The organism is Roseovarius aestuariivivens, from assembly GCF_004761875.1.
Taxonomy (GTDB): Bacteria; Pseudomonadota; Alphaproteobacteria; order Rhodobacterales; family Rhodobacteraceae; genus Roseovarius; species Roseovarius aestuariivivens.
Map to the genome: position 1 here is coordinate 211,379 of NZ_SJEY01000006.1, position 14,884 is coordinate 226,262.

The following is a 14,884-nucleotide window of genomic DNA, read 5'->3' on the forward strand; positions in this document are numbered from 1 at the left end:
GATGTTAATCCTTCCGCCGCAGCTCGACCGGGGCAAAGACCTCTGCTTGGCGCAACTCCACTTTGCCCTCTTTAGCCAATTCAAGCGCCGCGGCAAAGGTCGACGCGGTGGCCGAGCGCCGCCGCGCAGGATCGGCAGTAAACCCATCCGGAAGGTATCCAGAAATGTCGGTCCACGTTCCCGCGAAACCGATCAGCCCCCGCATCCGCTCCAGGGCCTGCTCCAGGGTGAAAACCGCCTCGCGGTCAAAGGCATAGGGTCGAAATTCGTCCTTGGTCCGGATACGGGCATAGCCCTGCATCAGATCCAGCAACGTCGCAGTGTATCGCACTGTCCGAATGCGGGTCACATCCTCGGTCAACCCTCGGGCAAAGAAGTCCCGACCCAGTTGGTCACGCGCCATAAGTTTTGCCGCTGCATCGCGCATCGCCTGCAAGCGCTCCAACTGAAAGGCAAGATGCGCAGCCAGTTCCTCACCCGATGGGCCGTCCTCGCTTGGATCGGGTGGCAGAAGAAGACGGGATTTCAGGAAAGCCAGCCATGCGGCCATGACGAGATAATCCGCCGCAAGTTCCAGCCGCAATGCTTTGGCGCGCTCGACAAAGGCCAAATATTGCTGCGCCAGCTGCAGAACAGATATTTTGCGAAGATCCACCTTCTGCGTGCGGCTCATCGTCAACAACAGATCAAGCGGTCCCTCATAGCCGTCAACGTCAACGATCAGGGCTTCCGCTGCGAGGCGATCGCTGACGGTTTCAAACCGCTCCGGCTGTTCATCGAATGCGTCGTCAGACATGGCCCCGACCGTGTGAAAGCTCGGCCAGCTTTGCCTCAAGCTCGGAAATGTCAACCTCGACGGGGCTCCGGCGCGTCGCGAGGGCGCGGTGTGCCCGATCTAGCGGACGACCAGACAGTGTCCCAGACGCATCTGCGACCACGACCATCTCTTCGAATTGGCCATTGCAGTGCAAAACCACATCGCACCCGGCCGATCGTGAAGCTGCGGAGAGTTCGCCAAGATCGCCCTGCAACGCTTTCATGGATATATCGTCGGTCATGATCAGTCCATCAAAGCCGATCTCATTCCGGATCAGCCCCATCACCTTCGAGGAGATCGTCGACGGGCGATGGTCGAACGCGGAAAACACCAGATGGCCGGTCATACCAAGAGGCAAGTCATTCAAAGCCTTGAAGGGTGCAAAATCTATTTTGCGCAGATCCTCTGGATCGGCCTCCACGGTTGGCAGGTCAAAGTGACTGTCGACGACGGCGCGCCCATGTCCCGGCATGTGCTTGACGACCGGCAAGACGCCTCCGTCCAGCAAACCATTCGCCACCGCACGTCCAAGCTGCGCCACCGTATGGGCATCCCGACCGTAACAGCGATTTAATAGAAACGGGTGCGTATGGCTTTCAGCCACATCCACGAGCGGGGCGCAGTTCGCGTCGATACCAAGGTCTAGAAGTTCGTGAGCGATCAGGCGATAGCGTGTGTACATCGCATCTTCGGCCCGCGCGCCTGCGCGCTCCACTTCCTCCAACGGCGGCAGCCACTCCCGGCCAAGTGGAGGACGCAGGCGTTGCACACGCCCGCCCTCCTGGTCGATCAGTATTGGCGCATCGTGGCCTGCCGCATCGCGCAGTTCAGCACACAAACTGCGCACCTGAGCCGCCGTGTCAATGTTTCTGCCAAACAGGATAAAGCCGAAGGGCGCGACACGCGCATACAACCTTTGTTCCCGTTTGGTCAGGTGCAGTCCTTCCACCCCGAGAATGCACGCGCCGAGTTCGCTCACCTGGTCACGACCGGAATGCATTCCGCCTTTTCGGCCACCAACGCCGAACAGAACCGCCGTGCATCGCTGAGGTCGGCAAAGCCCATGGCTCTGAGCCTGTAAAAGGTGCGTCCGCCGCTCTGTGCCTTTTGGATAACGCGGGTTTTGTCCGCAAGGTATTCATCAAAGCGTCCCGACAAACGTTCCCACTCCTTTTCGGCGACGGCAGCGCTTTCATAGGCCCCGAGTTGGGCCAAGCGAGTCCCCGAAGGAATTTTTTCCGGGTCAACAGGGGGCTCAGCCCGGGCTGCCACGGCCTGCGCCACAGCCTCTTCAACGCTCGCGATGCGAGCGGGCCGTGCCTTGGGCCGCAATGATCGCGCCAGCCCGGGTTCCGTCACGGCAATGGCCGGCTCCGGCTCGGGCACAACAGCAGCGTTGGGCTGGGTTAGGGCAGGTTCTTCTTGCTCCGCCGTAAGTTCGGGTGACGCCTGTATTGGCGGCACGCCTTCGGAAAGCTGGTCTGCCAGAAGCTGCAAGGCGGCCAAACGCGTATCATCCTCGGGTGAGGACGGAACTGGCTCGTTTGCTTCCGCCTGAGGGCTGGCTTCCGAAGGTATGAGATCCTCGGCGGATTGCGTCGGCTCGGGCGAAGAGACCTGTTCGATCTGGGTGATTGGCTGGTCTTCCAGCGTCAGGTCGAGCGGTTCAGGCGCCAGCACCAATCGGTCCGCCGGCTTGGACGCCGTGCCCTTTGCCGCCACGTCGTTGACCGCGAAGCCCTGATGCAGGGCTTTCTGTCCGCCCGGATCTTCTGGCTGAACGCGGATCGGACCTTCGGCGGCCTTTACGACCGGCACGCCACTTACGTCCCGCACGAGAATCTTGTAGCCCCAAACGCCGATGCCCACTATCAAAGCAAGCGATACGGCCGCTCCCGCCATATTGGTCAGCTTCTGAAAGTTGGACGACCGCTCTGGCGCAGCGCCATGCTGCACGCTTTGCATATCTGCCATGTCTCGCCTCTTGTCCTCCGGCGATACATGGCCGCCGGGATACTGTACTGCCTCGTCCCCGGCGTTCCGTAAATCTGGATACGTTCAGCGCATCTCGTCCGCCGGAGTAACTCCGAGAATACCAAGACCTGCGGAAATAACAACGGTTACGGCCCGGGCAAGGGCGATTTTCGCCTGCGATGCCGCCGGATCGGTCTCGTCGAGAAACCGCAAGGACGGGTCGTCATTTCCACGGTTCCACAAAGCGTGGAGCTCGCTGGCCAGATCATAAAGGAAAAAGGCGATGCGATGCGGCTCGTTGGTGCGTCCCGCAATCTCGACCTGCCGTGGCCATTCCGCAATCTTTCTGGCCACGCTTAACTGCGCTGGATCGGTCAACATCGACAGATCGATCTGCGAAAGCGTTCCGTCTTCGACATCAATGCCCGCCTCGCGGGCCTTTCGCAGAACGGAAGAAATCCGCGCGTGCGCATACTGCACATAAAACACCGGGTTTTCCTTGGATTGCTCGAGAACCTTGTCGAAATCGAAGTCGAGCGGTGCGTCGTTTTTGCGCGTGAGCATTACGAAGCGGGTCACGTCGGAGCCGACCTGATCGACCACGTCCCGCAGCGTCACGAAGGTACCTGCCCGCTTGGACATCTTGAAAGGCTCACCATTCTTGTAGAGCTTAACAAGCTGCGTCAGCTTGATATCCAGCGGAACTCGCCCATCGGTCAACGCGCTGACCGCCGCCTTCATCCGCTTGACATACCCACCGTGATCTGCGCCGAAGACGTCGATCAAAAGGTCATAGCCACGGCTAACCTTGTCGTAATGATAGGCAATATCGGGCGCGAAATAGGTCCAGCTGCCATCGGATTTCTTGACCGGACGATCCACATCGTCGCCGTGATCCGTTGACCGAAACAGTGTCTGCTCGCGCGGCTCCCAGTCCTCGGGTGTCTTGCCCTTGGGCGGTTCCAGAACGCCCTCGTAGATGAGGCCTTTCGCCTCAAGGCTGGCAAGCGCTTCCTCAATAAGCCCGGTGCCGTACAGCGACTTTTCACTGAAAAACACATCCATCTCGACGCCGAGCGCCTTGAGGTCGGCGCGGACCAGATTCATCATCGCGTCGGTGGCAAAGTCGCGCACTTCGGCCAGCCAGACCGCTTCCGGCTGATCGACATAAGCGTCGCCAACCTCCGCTCTCAGTGCCTCGCCGACTTCGATCAGGTAATCGCCCGGATACGTCCCGTCCTCGAACGCAACCGCTTGGCCGTGTGCTTCGAGGTAGCGCAGGTAGACCGACCGCGCCAGCACATCGACCTGCGCCCCACCGTCGTTGATGTAGTACTCGCGCGTCACATCATAGCCCGCGAAATCAAGCAAGCTGGCCAAGGCATCCCCGAACACCGCGCCGCGCGTGTGACCGACATGTAGCGGCCCGGTTGGGTTGGCAGATACGTATTCGACGTTGACCTTGCGCCCCCGGCCCATGTCCGAGCGTCCGAAATCCCTGCCCTGTTGAAGCGCCGCGCGCAAAACCGCCTGCCAGACTTCCGGCGACAGGCGCAGATTCAGAAACCCGGGTCCCGCCACCTCAGCGCTGGTGACCCAGCTATCGTCGGCAAGCTTCGCGGCAAGCGCTTCTGCGATGTCGCGTGGCTTCTTGCCGGCCGGTTTGGCCAGCACCATTGCGGCGTTCGTGGCCATGTCCCCGTGCGCAGGATCACGTGGCGGTTCAACCGTCACGTTGTCCATATCGATCCCCTCCGGCAGATCGCCAGCCTGCTGCAAAGCGGTCAACGCGCCGAGCACTTGTGCGCGGATCTCAGTGAACACATTCATCGGTCTGTCCTTGCTATTCCGGCGCCGGTTTATCACCGCAGACTGGCAGGTCAATCGGATCACGACGCCTGGCGCAGTAGCCGGCGAGGAGTTTGCCAGACCGCTTTCCGATATAGAAGATCAGTCGCCGGCAGTGTCCGCTTCGGCCCTACTTTGCGGTTTGTCATCGCGTGACGGACCAAGCCAGATCATCTTGACACCCTTTTTGTGGTACGGCTGCTCTTTTGGGGTCATGAAGAAGAGGCCTTCCGAAGGATGGACAAGCCCGAGGGGAACAGCGTCTTGATGGCACTCTTTCCACGCTTCGAAGTCGAAATCCTCGGTCAGTGATGTCACACGCACATCCCATCCCTGCGCCATTTTGCTGCCAATCTCGAGATAGCTCAGTCCGCCGGCAAATACCTGACCGCCAAGGCTGTTGGGCAACGCGTGTCTGCGGCTTTCCTGCTTGGCCCGGCCAAGCTGAAATACGTTGTCGCGCCCAAACTCTGGTCCAAGATCGGTCGCGACGAGCGTGTTATAAGCATCATTATCACTGACCGCGAGCACGCGACCGTAGTTCATAATCTCGACGCTGTGCTCCGCAGCCTCTGACAGGACATCACCGAAAAACACCGGAACGCCCATGTCGCGCGCCGTACGAAGCCGGGCGCGGTTGGTATCGGTGACAAGCACCGGTACATCCACGCTTTGAAACGCCTGAGCCAGTGCCGCCGAGAACCGCGATCCGCCGGTGATGATGACCCCGGGCGTGCCCGATCCCGCAAGGCCCAAGATACGGGCCAGCGGCGCAAGAGAAAAACCGTGCAGAACGACCGTTGCCGCGACCAGAGCGAAAGCAAGCGGCGTCAGCGCGGCGGCGTCCTCGAAACCCTCGGCCACGAGCCGTTCGCCAAAGAGCCCTGCGACGGCCACGAGAACCACGCCGCGCGGGCCGGTAAGACCGACAAGAAGGCGCTCCTTGAAGGGAATGTTTGTGCCAAGCAAGGAAACAAGCACGGTCGCCGGGCGCACGATAAATATCGTCGCCACAACAAGCGCCAGGGCATTCCAGTCGAGACGAGCCAAGGTCTCTCGATCCATGCTGGCAGCGAGAAGAATGAAAACGCCGGACACCAGCAGGACAGTGGCGTGTTCCTTGAAACGCCGCAGCTCGGTGTAGCTCGGCAGATCCGCGTTCGCGATAACGACACCCATGACGGTCACCGCCAACAAACCGCTTTCGTGCAAAAGCTGGTTGGTCAGACCGAAAATGCCAAGCAAGGCAGCAAAGACCACCGGCACTTTCATGAATTCCGGTACGAAAGCCCGCCGGAATGCCTCGCTCAAAAGCCATCCGGCAGCATAACCTGCCACGGCCGCCACTGTGATTCCCCGCGCGATTTCCCATGCAGCATGGCCCAGGCTACCTGCGCTGGCTGTAACGATGACGACCTCAAAGGCCAACACGGCGGCCAAAGCGCCGATGGGGTCGTTAACGATCGCCTCCCATTGCATAAGCTGCGCCGGTCTTCGGCTGAGGCGGGCCGTTCGCAAAAGCGGCGCAATAACAGTCGGGCCGGTCACGATCATAATACCGCCGAATACCGCCGCTGTCGGCCAACTGAGACCGGCCATGTAATGCAATGCCAGGGTCGATCCCACCCAGCCCAAAGGTGCGCCGACCACGACCAGCCGTTTAACACCCTGTTCAGCTCCACGCAGGCTCTGTAACTCAAGGGTCATACCACCTTCGAAAAGAATGATGGCAACGGCCACGGATATCATCGGACCCATCAACGTACCGATGTCACGCTGCGGGTCAAAAAGACCCAGCCCCGGCCCTGCAATCAAACCGGCAACCAGCATAAGCACAATCGCCGGCATGCGAAGTCTCCAGGCCAGCCACTGCGAACCCACGCCAAGCGCACCGACCATGGCGACCGCCATCACCGGATCCAACGCACCACCGGCGACATCTGTAGCCATGATCTAAACTCCTTCGCGCTCGGCCATACCTCCCTGCCCACCCAGAAGCCGCGCGTGGCTTTCAAGGGCGAACCGATCGGTCATGCCGGCGATGTAATCGCTGACAAGGCGCGCCAGATCGGAATCTGTCTCTGCGCGCCGGACATCCTCTTGCCACCGCTGCGGCAAGTGTTCTGGATTAGACATATAGAACGGGAAGAGTTCGTCGACCACTTTCGTCACGCGGTCCCGGACCTCCATGACTTTGGATGCACGGTACATGTGACTGAACAGAAATGAGCGAATCTCGTTCACGTCCCGCGCCATCTGATCGGAAAACGCGATTACAGGCTGTCCAAGGTTGCGAATGTCGTCGACCGTCTCGGGACAAGCTGCCTCGAGTCTGGCCCGAGAAGTCTCAATGATATCCCCGACCATGTCGCCGAAGACGCGCCGCAGCGCTTCGTGCCGCCGTCTATAGGGGTCCAGCCCGGGATAAAGGTCCTCGACCGCATTGTAACAGGGTCCGACGACCGGCAGCACACGAATATCCTCTTCCGTGAACAGCCGGGCGCGCAAACCGTCGTGCAGATCGTGGTTGTTATACGCGACATCGTCCGCCAGGGCCGCAACCTGCGCCTCTGCACTGGCATAAGTACCAAGCTCAAGATCATGCCGCGCATTGTAAATTTCCAGCGCATAAGGCAGCGCGCCGATCACAGGACCGTTGTGCTTTGCCAGTCCCTCCAGCGTATCCCAAGTCAGGTTCAGACCGTCGAATTCAGCATAATGCCGCTCAAGCGACGTAACGATCCGGATCGCCTGAGCATTGTGATCGAACCCGCCATAAGGTGCCATCAGCCGGTCGAGTGCGTCCTCGCCGGTATGTCCGAACGGCGTATGGCCAAGGTCATGCGCCAAGGCCACGGCCTCGGTCAGTTCCGCGTTCAAACCGAGCGCGCCGGCAATGGTGCGCGCGACTTGCGCCACTTCTATGGAATGCGTGAGACGCGTCCGAAAATAATCGCCTTCGTGCTCGACGAAAACCTGCGTCTTGTGCTTGAGCCTTCGGAAGGCACTGGAATGGATGATACGGTCCCGATCACGCTGATAGCAGGAGCGGAACGCACTCTCTTCCTCCTCCGTCAGGCGGGGCCGCGCGTGCCGCGGATTTGACGCATAGCGCTGCTGGTTCACGATTTGCGGCCTGCCTTGCCTTGTGGCCTTGTCCCAACGCTCATATATTCCAGGCCGTTGAGGAAGCAAAGCGTCAGGAAATAGGTTATGCAACTGCCTCCGAAAGTAACCGAACGCGCGTTCGAACGTCTCGCCGAGATTGGCGCGGGCTCTGACGGTCAGGCCTTGCGCGTCGCTGTCGAGGGCGGAGGATGCTCGGGGTTCCAATATGATATTCGTCTCGACACGCCGGCCGAAGACGATCTGATCCTTGAAAGCCAGGGTGAAAAAGTCGTTGTCGACAGTGTCTCGCTGCCGTTTTTGCAGGGCGCGGTCATTGATTTCACCGAAGAGTTGATCGGCGCGCGCTTTACCATCGACAATCCCAACGCCACCAGTTCCTGTGGCTGTGGCACGTCTTTTTCAATGTAGAGCCCGTTACTCGGCCGGTACTTGCGCTGCGGTTGACCGCGGGCTCGTTTCGTCCAGCACCAGCCAGACACCGGCAGAAACTACGAGCAAGGCCCCGATCAGAACCGGCGCGCCGGGCATCTCTCCGAAAAATATGGCGCCGAGCAGAACCATCCAGACGAATTGCAGGTTCATCAGCGGCGTAACCACGTAGGCCGGAAGCGCACGCAACGCTGCAACCAAGACCCACCTGGCCATAAAAAGAAGCAGCGCATAAACTACGGCCCATCCCAAGTCGGTCAGCGGCATTGGCCGGTACACGAACGGAAGTACCAAAGCCATTGTCAGCATCAGAGCGAGGTTAGGATAGAATACCTGAACCAGAAGCCCTTGGTCTCTCTGGCCGATATAGCGCGAAGCGACCATGGACACGGTACCCAGCATCACCGCGAGCAAGGCCATACCATGTCCCATGGTAAACGCACCGAAACCGGGCTGAAACAGGCACCCGACGCCGAGTACGGCAACCCCTAGCGCACACCAAGCCTGCGGGCGCACCCTTTCGGATAGCACCGGGCCGGACAGAAGCGCCGCCATCAGCGGGATGAGCGCAATGAACAAGAATACGTCCGCAAAAGGCAGAAGCTGAAACGCGTAAAAAAACGCGATGGTGCCAAGCACGGTGGCCACCGCACGGACCGCCATGGCTTTGGGGCAGGTTGTATGTAGACCAAGTGACCTGCCGCGCCGGTCCCGATTGGCCAAAAGGCAGAACAAAACGACCAGGCCACCCGACAGCGCAAATAGTTGCGGTGGCGCATAATTGGCCGCGAACTGCTTGGTGATCGCATCAGCGCCCGAAATCAGCAGTGTGTAGAGGGCCGTCAGGGCGACGCCGCCGATCACGGCGCCGGGGATAGTGGCATGTTTCAACGCAAACCCCCAAAGTCTTGGCCGGGCTGGGCGGCACGGGCGAAGCCTGCGAAAAACGCTTCGAAATCGACCGCTTTCTCAGCTACATCCACCACCGCGAGTGCTTCGTCTGATAGTGTTTCACCAAGACGGTCGCGCATACGATACCAGTCCGCACACCGCACACCATCTTGCGCAAGCAAGCCTTCCGACAATTCCCGCAGGGGCGAGACATGTGGACGCGGCGCGCGGAAGCAAATCGGCCCCTCGGGGATCTGCGCACCAAATCCGCCCTGACCGGCAACCGACAATGCCCAGTTCACCATCAGGTACGGATGGTAGTCATCCTGTGCCCATCCCAACTCGCCCGCTTCGACAACGAACCGACGCGCCTGGGAAAAAAGCCAGTCTTCCCATTCGAATGGTGGCGTCTCACCCGCAAAACGCAGGGCGATGCAGAATTCCGACAACAGATCAGTGTTCAGCTCAAGGAATGCAAGCGTTCCGGCATGAAGAAGGCTTGCGACAGTACCCGGGGCAAGATCCGGCATCGCGCGACCATATTCGGACAGGTAAAAAACGATGTGGGTCAGTTCGTACGCCGCTTTCTTATTCGGAAGTGCGAACGTCTCTTTTTGCGAAGCAAATCGGCGCAGTCGCGTGTCAAGAGCACCGTCCCCGTTAACTGGGTCAATACCGCGGCGAAGGCAAAGCCGTCGCGCTTCGGCGCGCTGTAGGTCGGACAGTTCGGCTGTAACCAGACCCTGCTTTGCGACCCACGCAACGGCTTCCTCGCCTTTCCCGCCAGGCAGTCCAAGGTCCTCCAGATCGAGGCACAGTGACAACAGGAAGCGGTAGTACTGAGGAAAAAAGCCGAGGCGCTTTTCAAAATCACCGTAGAATGCCTCAAGTGGAGCAAGCGCGAAATCATCGAGCTTGGCGTTGGTGCAATCCAGCAGATTTAGCAGTTCGGCATTTTCCTTAAGCCAGAACACATCATTGTCCACGCGGCGTTCCTGCGCAAAACGCTGGATCATGGCCGATTTACGCGCCGCAGGAGTGGTTTGGCGGAACGGAACGTCAAGGTGAAGAACGGATCCCATATCACTGACCTTTCTTTTGAATTTCCATTCCGCCGGAAGCGCTCAGAGGCTAGAAGTGAACATCTGCACCGCATCACCTGCATCGCTTTGCGCGGCACGGACCGGGCCGAGGCTCGAGGTGAAAAGTTCTACGGCGTCGCCTTCCGTTCCGCTGGTTGCGGCACGCACCAAGCTCGAGGTATACATCTCGACCGCTTCACCGGTCGCGATTTCGGTTGAACGCGGTGTAAGGCTCGAGGTGAAAAGACCGGCCGCGTCGCCGTCCATAATGTCGGATCCGGCGCTCGGCATAAGCGATGACGTGAACGCCTCGACAGCAGTCCCGTCATGAAGGTTTGCAAGCGGTGCAGAAGCAGTATCGTGGAAGGTCTTGATCTTGAGGTTCGAGCTCATTGGAGCACTCCGTTTAAGGTTAACAGTTCCAAAACGGTTACACGCTATGCGGGTTTTTCCAAGGTAGTTTTCTCGCTTAAGAATTATCCACAAAGCTATGCACACCCCGGTTCCGGCCCGCCGGTCCTGAATTGCGGATCGCCCACTCAGATTTCCACAGGGAGAAAAAATGTTATCCCCAGATGCTCTCAACTCATTTCGAACGGTTCGCGCGAGTTCAAATTAAGAAATCAACCTTAAGATGATTCGCCTGAAGCAACTTCTCGCCTCTTGCCTAAGCCGCCGCGCTGCGCGACAAGACACCAACGACGGGAGACAATCATGAAAATCGCCAGTTTCAACATCAATGGCATTAAGGCCCGTTTGCCCGCTCTGACCGACTGGTTGGACGAGGCGCAACCCGACATCGCGCTTTTGCAAGAGATCAAATCTGTGGACGACGGGTTTCCGCATGAACCATTCGAGGACCGCGGATACCACGTGCATACCCACGGTCAGAAAAGCTTCAACGGGGTTGCGATCCTGTCAAAATCCCCGCTCGAGGACATAAGCCGCGGACTGCCCGGCGACGACGAGGATGAGCAGGCCAGATGGATCGAGGCGACTGTCGTGCGTGACAAAGCCGCCTTGCGGATCTGCGGGCTTTATCTTCCGAACGGCAATCCCGCCCCTGGGCCAAAATACGACTACAAACTCGCATGGATGGACCGTATGCGCGCCCGAGCGCAGCAGCTTCTGGACGCCGAAGAGCCGTTCTTGATGGCCGGTGACTACAACGTCATCCCTCAGGACGAAGACGCCAAGCGACCCGAAGCTTGGAAAGAAGATGCGCTTGCCCTGCCCCAAAGCCGCGCCGCGTTCCGCCGTCTGCTGCACATGGGTTTCACCGAGGCGTTCCGCGCAACGATCACGGCGGGCGGGCATTACACATTCTGGGATTATCAGGGCGGAGCGTGGAACCGAGACGACGGCATCCGCATCGACCATTTCCTTCTTAGTCCGCAAGCCGCCGATCACATGACCGGATGTGGCATCGACAAGGAAATCCGCGGACGGGAAAAGCCGTCGGATCATGTACCGATCTGGGTCGAAATGGATATCTGACGGCCCGATCCGGGCCGAATTCGGATCATGGCGCGTGATCATTTTGATCGCGTTGACGGGACATGCGACGAAATTGAACGGCGGCGCGCTTTTGACACTTCGCCATGTTCGATGGCTATTCCCCTACCGCGTCATTCTGAACGTGGCCGGGAACGCCATCCGCCGCGCCGTTTCGGCGCCTGCGAAGCCTGAAGCCCCTCCTGCAAAACCTTGGTCATAGGATGGTCCGGATGGTCCTCGCCGTAGCGCGCGATCAAGCCTGCGATATGACCGAGATGATCGTCGGCCTCAATCGACAGCGCCCAATCCAGAAACACCGACCGGCATTCCCCCGCCGAAATTCCTTCCATGCGATAGGCCTCGCGGATCAGGCCCTTCGGATCAATCGGGTCAGCCATGGCCTTCTTTCCCTTTGGGCAGACGCGCGAGACACGCATCTATGACATCTGCTGCGCGTTTCGTCACTTCACCCAGTCTGTCTTCCAGTGCTGACAAGGTTTGGCACCCGGTCTGGCGGAGCAGGAAAGCCTGCCCTCCTTCGCCAAGAGTCTTAGCCTCCAGCGGCTTGTCGCTGAGAAGGCGCGCCACCTGCAGCAGAGTCCAGCAAAGCGCATAAGCCTCTACAAGCGCTGTGCCATCCGCGTCGCTCAGCCAACCGATTGCGACGCCCGCATCAATGCCTCGAGAGACGCCCCGATCGGGAATACCGGCCATAAGCGCCCCGGCTTGCGCCACAAGCTCGATCTCCTGCAGTCGCCCCGACCCAAGCTTGGTGTCCCAGAAGCCCGCTGGAGATTTCGCCTCGTTGATCCGTGTGCGCATCTCCACGACCTCTTCAAGAACGCGTGCAGGCGTCCCTTTCCGGGTCATCAAGTGTCGGCGAAAGGTTTCCACATCTTCGGCAAGATCGGGCGGACCGGCCATCACCCGCGCACGCGTGAGCGCCAAGTGTTCCCAGACCCAGGCTTCCGATTGCTGATAGGACTGAAACGCGGCCCAGCTCGTGGCCACCGGCCCCTGATTTCCGGACGGACGAAGCCGCATGTCCACCTCATAAAGCCGGCCCTCGGCCATGGGCGCAGTCAACGCGGTTATAAGCGCCTGCGTCAGGCGCGCATAATAGGCCCGTGCATTGAGCGGCCTGCGCCCCTCTGATGTAGAATCGCCCGGTGCGTCGTAGATCACGATGAGGTCCAGATCCGATCCGGCATTTAGCTTGCCCGCGCCAAGCGATCCCATGCCAAGAACAACTGCGCCGCGCCCCGGCGCCGCGCCATGCTTTTCAGCGAACTTTTCCTGAACGGCATGCCAGACCGGCCCGAGAACGGCCCCTGCCAGATCGGCATACTGAGCCCCCGCGGTATCGGCGTCGATCAAACCGCGCAGGTGATGAACCCCGATGCGAAAGTGCCATTCCTTGCGCCAGCGGCGTGCGGCATCGAGTTTACGCTCGTAATCGGCTTCGGGCTCTAGCACTTTCGCAAGACTATTCTCCAGCGCCTCCCGTCCCGGCCAATCAGCGAAAAAGTCACCGGCAATCACCGCGTCGAACACGCCAGCATGGCGCGACAGATACGACGCCAGAGCAGGAGACGTGCCCGCAATATCGACCAAAAGGTCGATGAGGTGCGGATTGGCCTCAAAAAGAGAAAAAACCTGAACACCCGCCGGCAGGCCGGCGAGAAAGCCGTCGAAGGCCAGAAGCGCCTCGTTCGGGTTTGCGCTGCGTGCGAGTTGACGCAGGATTTCGGGGCGTAGACGCTGAAAAATCTCCACCGCGCGGTTCGACCGCAGGGCAGGATACGATCGCCAGCGTGCGATGACCCCTTGATCGAGGTCCGCAGGCTCCACCGGTTCCGGCGTCTCTTCCGGCGCGAAAAAGCTCTCGATCAGCTCGTGCACCGCGGTCAGGCGCGAAAGAATTTCGTCCTTAAGCTCTGCGGTGTCACGGTCACAGAAGGCTGCTAGCCGGTTAAATTCGGACTCTGATGTGGGCAAGGTTTGCGTCTGAGCGTCTCGCAGCATCTGCAATCGGTGTTCGATCTCGCGGTGGAAGCGGTAGTGCTCCGTCAGCGTCCGCGCGGCATCGTCTGGCACCCAGCCTTTCTCGGCAAGCCGGGCAAGACCCTCGACAGTCCCTCTGACGCGCAGATCCGGATCGCGCCCCCCCGAGATCAGTTGCCGGGTTTGCGTGAAGAATTCGATTTCGCGGATACCGCCACGGCCCAGCTTCATGTTGTGTCCCGGAAGCGTCAATGGGCCCCCAAGACCCTTATGCTCGCGAATGCGCAAGCGCATGTTGTGCGCGTCCTCGATGGCCGCGAAATCCAGGTGCCGGCGCCAGACGAAAGGGCGCAATGTCTCGAGGAACCGCTGTCCCGCCGACAGATCGCCCACGGCCGCTCGCGCCTTGATATATGCGGCGCGTTCCCATGTGCGACCCAAGCTTTCGTAATACGTTTCCGCCGCGGCCATCGCAAGGCAAACCGGGGTGACACTGGGATCAGGACGCAGCCGAAGATCGGTGCGAAAGACATATCCCTCGGCGGTTCGGTCGCTCAATGTGGCCGCCATCTTGCGCGTCGCGCGTACGAAGGCTGCGCGCGCCTCACCGAAATCGTCCGGCGCGAACCGGGTTTCATCGAAAAGACAGATAAGATCGATATCCGAGCTGTAGTTCAGTTCATGTGCGCCCATCTTGCCCATCGCCAGAACGACCATGCCGCACGCATTGTCCAGCGCGCTCTCGTCCATGCCGGGAACCTTGCCGCGTCGCAATTCTGGCAAAAGCGCCGCACGCAACGCCTGTCTTACCGCCAGATCCGCGAACCGCGTCAGCGCGCCGGTGACCGTTTCAAGGTCCCAAACACCGCCCAGATCCGCCAGCCCGATTAAAAGGGCCACCCGCCCTTTGGCGCGGCGCAGCTCACTTGTTACGGAGTCAAGAGGCGCCGCCGAAACGTCCGAATACAGCTTCTCAAGGGCCGCTTCGGGATCGTCGAAAGCCTCGCTTATCCACGTCGCTTCCCGGTCGCAAAGGGTGCAAAGGTACGGGCTGCAGCCCACGGCGCCTGCAACGAGGTCGCGCAGCTCGGGGGCGATCCCCTCCAGCTTGGCAAGCGGGGCTTCACCTTGCGCGCTGTCAAAGGCTCTTGGGGCGCGGGTCATGCGGGCGGCAAATGTCATGCTACTCTCATACCGCGCCGCAACGTGCGGT

13 protein-coding genes are annotated in these 14,884 nt (G+C 60.0%); 2 read left to right on the forward strand and 11 right to left on the reverse strand.

The features are described 5' to 3' along the window. Window positions 1–4 precede the first annotated feature (4 nt). From EZV60_RS11725 to EZV60_RS11750, 6 genes are all read right to left on the reverse strand, one after another. Entirely contained in the window at window positions 5–796 is a 792-nt protein-coding gene (locus EZV60_RS11725; protein WP_135505663.1) for a segregation and condensation protein A, read from the reverse strand. Continuing rightward, window positions 789–1,817, reverse strand: a complete 1,029-nt coding sequence (locus EZV60_RS11730; RefSeq protein WP_135505665.1) for a glycoside hydrolase family 3 N-terminal domain-containing protein — start codon at window positions 1,815–1,817, stop codon at window positions 789–791. Before EZV60_RS11730 ends, EZV60_RS11725 begins: the two co-directional genes overlap by 8 nt. Beyond that, window positions 1,793–2,791, reverse strand: coding sequence for an SPOR domain-containing protein (locus tag EZV60_RS11735; protein WP_135505667.1), 999 nt, complete (start codon window positions 2,789–2,791; stop codon window positions 1,793–1,795). The genes EZV60_RS11730 and EZV60_RS11735 overlap by 25 nt, the downstream gene beginning before the upstream one ends. Window positions 2,792–2,875: 84 nt before the next feature. Beyond that, window positions 2,876–4,621, reverse strand: a complete 1,746-nt coding sequence (gene argS, locus EZV60_RS11740; RefSeq protein WP_135505669.1) for an arginine--tRNA ligase — start codon at window positions 4,619–4,621, stop codon at window positions 2,876–2,878. 120 nt (window positions 4,622–4,741) lie between these two features. Next, complete coding sequence (locus tag EZV60_RS11745) at window positions 4,742–6,589, reverse strand: cation:proton antiporter (protein ID WP_135505671.1); 1,848 nt, start codon at window positions 6,587–6,589, stop codon at window positions 4,742–4,744. A gap of 3 nt (window positions 6,590–6,592) precedes the next feature. Beyond that, window positions 6,593–7,765: a deoxyguanosinetriphosphate triphosphohydrolase gene (locus EZV60_RS11750; protein ID WP_135505673.1), complete on the reverse strand. Its 1,173-nt coding sequence runs from the start codon at window positions 7,763–7,765 to the stop codon at window positions 6,593–6,595. A gap of 87 nt (window positions 7,766–7,852) precedes the next feature. On the opposite strand from EZV60_RS11750, the gene EZV60_RS11755 reads away from it, so the two are divergent. After that, entirely contained in the window at window positions 7,853–8,176 is a 324-nt protein-coding gene (locus tag EZV60_RS11755; RefSeq protein WP_135505675.1) for a HesB/IscA family protein, read from the forward strand. Window positions 8,177–8,182: 6 nt separating this feature from the next. Here the strand turns inward: EZV60_RS11755 and EZV60_RS11760 are convergent, their stop codons facing one another. From EZV60_RS11760 to EZV60_RS11770, 3 genes are read right to left on the reverse strand one after another with little or no spacing between them, the layout of a single operon-like run. Further along, entirely contained in the window at window positions 8,183–9,088 is a 906-nt protein-coding gene (locus tag EZV60_RS11760) for a DMT family transporter (RefSeq protein WP_245306284.1), read from the reverse strand. Next, window positions 9,085–10,170 (reverse strand): DUF6902 family protein, encoded by a 1,086-nt coding sequence (locus tag EZV60_RS11765; RefSeq protein ID WP_135505677.1) that lies wholly within the window; start codon window positions 10,168–10,170, stop codon window positions 9,085–9,087. The genes EZV60_RS11760 and EZV60_RS11765 overlap by 4 nt, the downstream gene beginning before the upstream one ends. Before the next feature lie 42 nt (window positions 10,171–10,212). Further along, complete coding sequence (locus EZV60_RS11770; protein WP_135505679.1) at window positions 10,213–10,563, reverse strand: DUF6749 family protein; 351 nt, start codon at window positions 10,561–10,563, stop codon at window positions 10,213–10,215. Between the two features lie 321 nt (window positions 10,564–10,884). On the opposite strand from EZV60_RS11770, the gene xth reads away from it, so the two are divergent. After that, on the forward strand, window positions 10,885–11,667 hold the full coding sequence (gene xth / locus EZV60_RS11775; protein WP_135505681.1) for an exodeoxyribonuclease III: 783 nt from the start codon (window positions 10,885–10,887) through the stop codon (window positions 11,665–11,667). A 131-nt stretch (window positions 11,668–11,798) separates the two neighbouring features. On the opposite strand, the gene EZV60_RS11780 is transcribed toward xth, so the two are convergent. Beyond that, the gene (locus tag EZV60_RS11780) at window positions 11,799–12,065 is read right to left on the reverse strand and encodes a hypothetical protein (protein ID WP_135505683.1); all 267 of its coding nucleotides are present in this window, start codon (window positions 12,063–12,065) and stop codon (window positions 11,799–11,801) included. Beyond that, on the reverse strand, window positions 12,058–14,853 hold the full coding sequence (locus EZV60_RS11785; protein ID WP_135505685.1) for a bifunctional [glutamate--ammonia ligase]-adenylyl-L-tyrosine phosphorylase/[glutamate--ammonia-ligase] adenylyltransferase: 2,796 nt from the start codon (window positions 14,851–14,853) through the stop codon (window positions 12,058–12,060). The genes EZV60_RS11780 and EZV60_RS11785 overlap by 8 nt, the downstream gene beginning before the upstream one ends. Window positions 14,854–14,884: the final 31 nt, after the last annotated feature.